This window comes from Gluconobacter sp. Dm-44 (genome assembly GCF_018256175.1).
Classification (GTDB): domain Bacteria; phylum Pseudomonadota; class Alphaproteobacteria; order Acetobacterales; family Acetobacteraceae; genus Gluconobacter; species Gluconobacter cadivus.
Genome location: NZ_JAERLZ010000031.1, coordinates 1 through 7500 on the forward strand (window position 1 = coordinate 1; position 7500 = coordinate 7500).

Annotated in this window: 10 protein-coding genes and 1 pseudogene; 4 read left to right on the forward strand and 7 right to left on the reverse strand. The window is 55.0% G+C overall.

Features of this window, described 5'->3' with window-relative positions; all coding sequences use genetic code 11:
• Positions 1-144: pseudogene (locus JK213_RS16140) on the forward strand (VOC family protein); the annotation flags it as partial.
• Positions 145-231: 87 nt separating this feature from the next.
• On the opposite strand, the gene JK213_RS15435 reads toward JK213_RS16140, so the two are convergent.
• Both JK213_RS15435 and JK213_RS15440 read right to left on the reverse strand, forming a co-directional pair.
• Positions 232-636 carry a VOC family protein gene (locus tag JK213_RS15435; RefSeq protein WP_194263429.1) on the reverse strand — a complete coding sequence of 135 codons (405 nt, stop codon included), beginning with the start codon at positions 634-636 and terminating at the stop codon, positions 232-234.
• Positions 637-999: 363 nt separating this feature from the next.
• The gene (locus tag JK213_RS15440; RefSeq protein ID WP_322783075.1) at positions 1000-1464 is read right to left on the reverse strand and encodes an Lrp/AsnC family transcriptional regulator; all 465 of its coding nucleotides are present in this window, start codon (positions 1462-1464) and stop codon (positions 1000-1002) included.
• Positions 1465-1570: 106 nt separating this feature from the next.
• Here JK213_RS15440 and JK213_RS15445 point away from each other — a divergent pair, with 106 nt between their 5' ends.
• Together JK213_RS15445 and JK213_RS15450 are read left to right on the forward strand one after the other, a co-directional pair.
• Positions 1571-2566, forward strand: a complete 996-nt coding sequence (locus JK213_RS15445; protein WP_322783076.1) for a DMT family transporter — start codon at positions 1571-1573, stop codon at positions 2564-2566.
• A 4-nt stretch (positions 2567-2570) separates the two neighbouring features.
• On the forward strand, positions 2571-2909 hold the full coding sequence (locus tag JK213_RS15450) for a tRNA-binding protein (protein WP_194263431.1): 339 nt from the start codon (positions 2571-2573) through the stop codon (positions 2907-2909).
• Between the two features lie 75 nt (positions 2910-2984).
• Here JK213_RS15450 and JK213_RS15455 read toward each other — a convergent pair whose 3' ends face one another.
• Genes JK213_RS15455 through JK213_RS15465 form a run of 3 tightly spaced genes read right to left on the reverse strand, consistent with a single transcriptional unit; the run spans position 2985 to position 5910 of the window.
• Positions 2985-3584: a hypothetical protein gene (locus JK213_RS15455; RefSeq protein ID WP_194263432.1), complete on the reverse strand. Its 600-nt coding sequence runs from the start codon at positions 3582-3584 to the stop codon at positions 2985-2987.
• Positions 3581-5167: a hypothetical protein gene (locus JK213_RS15460; protein WP_194263433.1), complete on the reverse strand. Its 1587-nt coding sequence runs from the start codon at positions 5165-5167 to the stop codon at positions 3581-3583. The genes JK213_RS15455 and JK213_RS15460 overlap by 4 nt, the downstream gene beginning before the upstream one ends.
• Positions 5164-5910 carry a hypothetical protein gene (locus JK213_RS15465; RefSeq protein ID WP_194263434.1) on the reverse strand — a complete coding sequence of 249 codons (747 nt, stop codon included), beginning with the start codon at positions 5908-5910 and terminating at the stop codon, positions 5164-5166. The genes JK213_RS15460 and JK213_RS15465 overlap by 4 nt, the downstream gene beginning before the upstream one ends.
• A 141-nt stretch (positions 5911-6051) precedes the next feature.
• Here JK213_RS15465 and JK213_RS15470 point away from each other — a divergent pair, with 141 nt between their 5' ends.
• A complete protein-coding gene (locus JK213_RS15470; RefSeq protein ID WP_194263435.1) occupies positions 6052-6405 on the forward strand; it encodes a hypothetical protein in 354 nt (117 codons plus the stop codon).
• Positions 6406-6534: 129 nt separating this feature from the next.
• On the opposite strand, the gene JK213_RS15475 is transcribed toward JK213_RS15470, so the two are convergent.
• Together JK213_RS15475 and JK213_RS15480 are read right to left on the reverse strand one after the other, a co-directional pair.
• Positions 6535-7035, reverse strand: a complete 501-nt coding sequence (locus tag JK213_RS15475) for a hypothetical protein (protein ID WP_194263525.1) — start codon at positions 7033-7035, stop codon at positions 6535-6537.
• An 82-nt stretch (positions 7036-7117) separates the two neighbouring features.
• The gene (locus tag JK213_RS15480; RefSeq protein ID WP_194263526.1) at positions 7118-7453 is read right to left on the reverse strand and encodes a hypothetical protein; all 336 of its coding nucleotides are present in this window, start codon (positions 7451-7453) and stop codon (positions 7118-7120) included.
• Between the last annotated feature and the right edge of the window lie 47 nt (positions 7454-7500).

Genomic DNA, 7500 nt, shown 5'->3' on the forward strand with positions numbered 1-7500 from the left:
GTTGCGTGGCATGACGCCGGTATCGCCCATGGCGGAACCAGCATAGAAAGCCCGCCCATTGAGCGCCCAAACGGAGCTTTCGTTTCTTACCTTCGCGATCCAGATGGAAACAAGCTTACGGCTCGTACCCAGACCGCCACTTAGTTCACTGACTTTGAGGTGCTAAGAGACGTATGATCCGTATATTTGACGAAGCTCGGCCAATTACTCAGCCTCTCGTGCCAAGCATTATCATGGAGCTCCCTGATACGCTTCTTCGGGGCGAACCGGCGTTAATGTCGTGATTTCGATGAAGTAGCCACCCTTCGCTCGAAAATAGAAAGACCACGCGCCATGTGCGTCGCGTGGCACCTGCACCTCCCAGCCGTCCCCGCTCAGGCGCTTATAGAGAGCATCGACGTCCTCGCGAGACTTTTGGATGAAACCAATGTGCAAAATGTCGAAACGCTTGGGATAATCGAAGCCTTCGAGTTTGTTGTCAAAATGGTTGACGATCAGTACCAGCCCATCATTGTCCTGCATGATGGCCATCTTGGCTCCACGCACAACGAGAGTGCACAGGCCGAAATACTGTTCGAACATTACCCGATCAGCCTCAGTATCGTGGCTGTAGAGATTGATATGGTTCAGCTTCATGACTGTGTCTTTCCGTTGGTGAGACGGACACGAGCCGATCGCAATCTGGACAACGACGACCGACCACGGGCGAGGCCTATCCTCGTCGTGTCCGGCCATGGCCAAGAACGGGTTTATTCGCTCAAGCGTGACTGTCTCTCCAGAGAGACCACAGGTTGTCACCATACCTGCATCGCTGTCTTTTTAGGCAAACACGACTTTGCTGATGCTAGCAGCAGCGGTCAAGCAGCTTCGTCAATAATGTCCGTTTTGCAGACGCCGATTGGACAACAGAAGTGACGGACATGAGGGCGAAACCGGTCCTGCGGCTTCCGCCTACATGTCGGACATTTTAACAGGCAATTACTCAGCGTTTAGCCGACATTAGGGTATAACAATCTCGCTGCCAGTTTTCACTCTATCTAAGGCAATGAGTGAACGATAACTGGATACAAAATCATTTTGAGCGAATATACGACGCGTTATTTGTTCATAGGATTTTACGTCAGAGGTTACAATAATCAATACAAAGCTAATTCCTCCTGTGACATAGTAACACTGCTGAACTTCAGGTGTCGATTTGAATACGTTTTTTGCTGAATCAACAGTTTCTATGCGCTCATCTTTTAAGTGAACTTCAACTATAGAGGTAATGTTCATATCAACAGCATGCACATTCAGAAGAGCCGAATTTTGCTTGATAATGCCGCTCTTCTCCATAGCGGCAATACGTCTCTGCACAGCCGCCGCTGACAGATGAACATTCTCTGCAATGCGCCGCTGTGGTGTTTTGTTGTCTTTTTGAATAATGCGCAGAATTGCTCTGTCAAACTCATCCAACTGCTTCACGGTGGTCTTTTTTCTCATAAGCGAGTTTTTGTTGCATTTTTAAGGTGAATCAAGAGCACAAAAATCAATTCCTCGATGATACGTCTCTCTTTAAGGGGAGAACATCGTGCTCGATACGGAAACAGAAAATCGCTCTAAGACAAGCTATAATATCCCATTGGGCACGTTATGTGGTGTTGGTGCGGGTGCTTTGTGGGGCTTGGTATTTCTTGCGCCTGAACTGGCGCGTGATTTTACTCCTCTTCAACTGGCTATTGGGCGCTTCCTAGCCTACGGGATCATTGCCTTTTTTGTTATTATGCCTCGCTGGCCCGTATTGAAATCACGCCTAAAAAAGCAGGATTGGCGCGCCCTCTTTTGGCTCTCTTTATTTGGAAATACTTTATATTATATTCTTCTGTCCAAGGCGGTGCAAAGTGGCGGTATAGCATTAACGTCTTTGGTAATAGGATTTCTTCCTGTAGCTGTTACGATTATTGGAAGCAGAGACAAAGGGGCTGTTTCCTTAACATCGCTTTTGCCATCTCTTCTTCTGTGCGGTGCAGGTGCAGTTTGCATTGGGTGGCAAGCTCTTAAAGCACCTGAAGCGACGCACCAAACAAGTATGGGGCTCTTATGGGCGATTACCGCACTTTTGTCTTGGACAGCTTATGCTGTTGGAAACAGCCGCAGTCTCGTGCGTCTAAGCACAGTTTCAGTCCATGACTGGAATCTTCTGATAGGTCTTGTCACCGGAGCTCAAGCCGCCTGTCTTGTCCCCATCGCGCTACTCAGTGGTCACTTGGATCACGACCTTATGTCGTGGAGTTGTTTCGTTGGGGTCTCTACGGCAGTCGCAATTATTGCTTCTTTCTTGGGTAATGCTTTGTGGAACAAGATGAGCCGCCTTCTTCCTTTAACTATGACTGGGCAGATGATTCTTTTCGAGACGCTCTTTGCTCTCATCTACGGGTTCCTGTGGGAAGGTCGGTGGCCTCGCCCCATCGAGGTCGCTGCATTTACGCTCATTGTTTGTAGTGTAATGACATGCGTATCAGCTCATCGAAAACATCATCGCACGTTCAGTAACGCTGCGATGCAATCATCCCGGAACGGAGTATAAAATCGTGGCATCTATTTCGTTCGAAGAGTTCATGAATATAGATATTCGTGTGGGCACAATCATGGAAGTTAATCCATTCCCAGAGGCACGAAAACCAGCGTGGAAGCTGAAAATCGATTTTGGAGTTGAGCTCGGAGTAAAAAAATCAAGCGCTCAAATTACAGGTTTATATAAATCTGATGATCTATTGGGTCGGCAAGTTACATGTGTCGTGAATCTCGCACCTCGACAAATTGGACCTTTTGTCTCGGAGGTCTTAACGCTTGGATTTCTTGATATCACAAAAAACGTCGTTCTGGTTGAACCTGAACGACAAGTCCCAAACGGTAGTCGGTTATTTTGACCGACAAGGCTTATTTGAAGTGTCCGATAGATCCGAAGCGGACCAACCGCTTTCCCCCCCTTATAGCGGCCCTTCTTATTCCTTCTTAAATCCTACGAATGGCCGGACTTTCGTTTCAAAGCAGCGCATGACACTCGAGATCAGCCCCTCGACATGCGCTGTCAGTGCCGTCCGGTCCCCCTCAATCCGCTCTGCCACCCGCTCCCGCACAACATCATTCTGACCGAGCAGCGCTCCCGCATAGCCGACCTCCCGCCCAGCCTCGGCATCAGCCAGAGCCGAGAGCGGCACGAACTGGACAGGCACGTTCAGGGTCTGGCCTTTCGTCCGGCTGGCATCGGCCTGAAGCCCGAAGACTGGCAGGGCAGAAGATGCCGAGACGGAGAACGATCCCGACTGGCTGAAGCTGCCGGACAGATCCATCGTCACCGGCCCCGCAATCATGGCCACGACCGGATCTGACGTCTGCTGCGCGCACTGGAGCGCCCGGACGTTGGCATCGAACCGGGCCGCCTGATCCGCCGTCCATGTCTGGACACCAGACACACTGACCACGCCTGCCTTCGTCAGATCCGCTTGGACACCGGCAATTGCCTGACTGATGGTCACGGGCGACACAGATCCGGCCGAGCAGGCCGAGAGGGCCAGAAGCCCACAGAGCAACAGCGGCTTCATACCAGCGTCTCCCCGTTCAGACCTGTCCAGGACTTCGTGTTCGGATTCCACATCGCCATGACACCCTGAGCGCCGGAGCCGATGGCCTTGTCCGTCACAAGAGCGCGCTGCCATGCGGCTGGAGACGGTGGAAGCGTGGCAAAGGTGAACGTCTGCAAAACCAGAGGCTCGACCGCAAACGTGGCCCGGTTGTCCGGACCACTGAAAGCGAGAAGAGGCGTTTTCTGCCACGCCGACCGGTCCGACGTTCCTGCGAAGAGCTTCAGGTCAGGATAGAAATCGCCGCTGGTGTTCGTAAACGCCTGAAGCATCCAGTAACGTCCTTTCGGATCGTCCTGATTGGTCCAGAGAAACGCGCCGATCGTCCCGGACCCTGACCGGCCATCGACGTTGTAGGCGTTGGACTGGGTCGAACCACTCCCGTCAGGGCATTTATAGGCAGCAATGGACGCGGCCGAACCATCCTGATTGGACAGGATCAAACCGAGCGGCTGACTGGTCATAGACTTCAGGATGAAGAAATTTGTCCCAAAGTATCCTTTGTCTATCCTCACCTTGATGACTGGCCCATCGGCAAAGCCGAGCGTGTACAAGCCCCCATCGTTATCGAAAGACTGATTGGTCGCGACGATGGCAGGGAGATGAAAATTGCCCGATGCGTCTTTGGTGTTGTCGATCGAGAGCGGGAAGTAATTTGCCCCGTTGGCTGCCGTGTATCCGAGCGCTGCGTTGACAGTCGCGGCCGTGACGTTGGCATCCGATCCAGCAGTTCCCGGCGCACCTTGCGGACCTGTAGCACCGGCAGCACCCGCTGGCGCTTCGAATGTGACCGGAGCCGTGGTTGTGCCATCCGTGAGCGTGGCGGTCAGAGTTACCGTCGACGGCTGGCCTGCCGTAACCGCCCCTTGCATGACGTTGATCGACCGGATCCCGACACCCTGTGTTCCGCCCGAGGACCATGCCGCAATCCACTGACCGATAGTCTGGGCTTTGCTGCCTGACGTGACCTCCAACCCCGAACCGTCGCCGGCATACGTCCCGGCTGTCACGCTCTCGAACGACGGCGTGCCCACGGGAGCGGCGTCTTCTGTCGCCATCACGACGCGGCCATTCGAGGAATAACCCGCAGGCAGCGCCTCGATGCCGGCAATCAGCACCTTGCCGTTCGTCAGGGTGTCGGCCGGGAAGTCAGATGGCGGGGCGGTCGCCACGGTCAGCGCTGTGATCTGAAGGACAGCCATCACCGAATACACGCGACCCTGCTGGGTCGTGATTTCAAAGAGGACCTTCTGCGCCGTGTTGGGCTGCCCGCTGGCGAGGAACGCCACGACCAGTGTCCCGGCCACGGCAGACCACATGACCTTGAGGTCATAGGCCCCGCCCGTGGCTGTCGTGACGACGGCGGAGCGGATCGCAGTCAGCGTATCCCCTGTGCCGGCCAGCAGGGCGGAGAAGTCCAGCACATAGTCCAGGCAGTCGGCCGAGGCCTTTGGCGTCCACATCACCTGGGCAAACAGGCCGGTGCAGGACTGGAGCGTCACCGTCCGCAGTGGAGAGGGTGTGAGATTGTGAACCGTCGTCATGCGGCCCTCACTTCCGTCAGCAGCGCGTCGAAGTCCTCACCGGTCGGGGCCGTACCGGGAATGCCCAGCCAGTTCTCCCGTGACAGCAGGCCATAGGCTTCATCCGCGATCCGCGTGAAGGTACTCCACGGCATGAAGGTCCGCGTGCCCCAGGTGTTGAAGAACACGCCGTCTGGAGTGTAGCCGACAAGCGCGATGGCATGGCCGCCCGCAGGTGTATGGTCGGCAATGGCATCCCAGTCCCAGGTCTCGCCCAGACCCAGATCGAGGAAGCCTTGTGGCACCTGCACACCCGCCAGCACACCGCCCAGATAGGCGATGGCACGGCGGATCCCCACGACGTCGGTCGGTGCGATCGATCCATAGGCGGTCAGGTAATCGCGGGTCTGTCCCGGCCGGAGCAGGCCGTTACGACGCCATGCGTTGAGTTCGTCCAGAAGGATGGTGCCCGGATCATATCCGGTTTTGGCATTAAAGCCCGTCAGCGCCGCATAGTTGTCCAGCACGGTTTCGGTCGAGAGCATGACCAGCGATTGCGCGGCTTTGGTCCAGGTCGCCACCAGCGCGGCGTGAGCGGCAAAGGCGCAGCAGCCAAAGCGGTCATTGCCCCACATCTGATAGGGCACATTTTGCGACCAGTCGCGGGCTGCGGGCACGGCCGGCAGACGCACGGCCAGCACCCGGCCGAGGCGATAGGTGCGCGGGTCATGTCTCGGGGCGCGCTTGCCCAGTTTGTAGGTCATGGATTTTCCAATAAAAAAGCCGCCCGGTGAGGGGCGGCTGCTAACAAAAGGGTTTTCAAAAATAGATAGGAACAACGGGACTTTGTTTGGGCCAGAAGATTGGTATCGCTATTTTTTTAGAAGTAGTGAATGGAAGGTAACATGGAAGATATAATTCTCTCCTATGATGAGATGGCTTCGTTAAGAAGTTTCCTCATAGCTACGGTTTTCAACTTTTTTGACGCCATAGAAATGGAAACAATTGGATATTATGATCCTAGAGATATATTAACTACAGCAAGTAAAATATATTCTATCATAAGGTTTGATATAAAAGAATATAAAAATCCATTCTCAGGTAAAGATTGTGATATTATACAAAATTGCATTCTTCATGGTCAATATGGATTGGGAATATATTCGAAACTCAAACAGTTAATCGATTATGAAACGTGCGATTTTAGTGAGGTTATGGATAAATTATATCTATACATAAAAGAAAATATTCATCCTTAGAGCCTTCTTGGAAATTTAAGGATGAGCGTTTCTACGCAGAATGATCTTAGGCTCCGGACTCATGGCCAGAACATGCCGACCAGCAGCCAGATTGCCGCGCCACAATCGCGACGCGGCAGAGGCCCAGCATCAGACGCCCTGATAGATCCGGGCGCGGATCAGCTCCGGCGACTGGAGCGGGGCGGCATAGGGTGCGGCCGTCACACCGGCCAGCGCCTCGACCAGCGGAATCATCGCCTGGACGGTCTGCATGTAGGTGGCAGCCGAGGGCGAGTAGACCTTCACGATCGGGGTCGCGATCGCCAGCAGGGTTTCGAGATCCGTGCCGAGCGACTTGGCCCAGTCCTTGCCGGTCGCGACCGTGATGGAACCATTGGAGTTGGCGGCGACCTGTGCGGACACGCTGCGGATCTGCGCGACCAGATTGTCGAACTTGGCCTTGTCCGCAGTAGACAGGTGGCTTTCCAGTTCGGGAATGCCTTCGATCGCCTGGACGGCATAGGCGATGGCTGCGGCGTCATTGTTGAGCGCGGCCGTGTTGAAGGTCGCCGTGGTCGGGGTCGTGGTGCAGGCAGCCGTGGAGCCGAGAAGCAGGGCACCGAGGCTGAGGGCGAGAAAGCGATTGCGCATGATGTCTCCAGACATAAAAAAACCGCCTCAGAGGGCGGCGGAAGAAAGAACGGTCTGACAGGCGGAGCCTGCCTCCTTCGGGTCAGGCGGTCGATTTGGGAGGCGCGCCAGCCTTGGGATGGGTGGACGCCGGATCGAGGCCCAGCTTGGCCGCCTCGATTGTGCGGCTGGCCTCGGCCGGGATCATCAGGGCCTTGGCATCGGGCTGATAGGCGTTGGTGTTCCAGCCCTTCGACTGCGCCAGGGCAGAAACGACCTTGTAGAGCAGCGCCAGCTTGCTGCCTGAGGCGGGCGGCTTCCAGAACCGCATGGCCAGCGCAGCCGCCCCGATCAGGAAGGTGAGGATCGAGACGATGTCGCCCGCATACCGCGCAGGCAGATACGGCAGGACCGTCTGGAACAGGGTTGTCCAGTCCATGGGTGTTCTCCAGATATGAAAAAACCGCCTCGGGGGCGGTTGTTCTA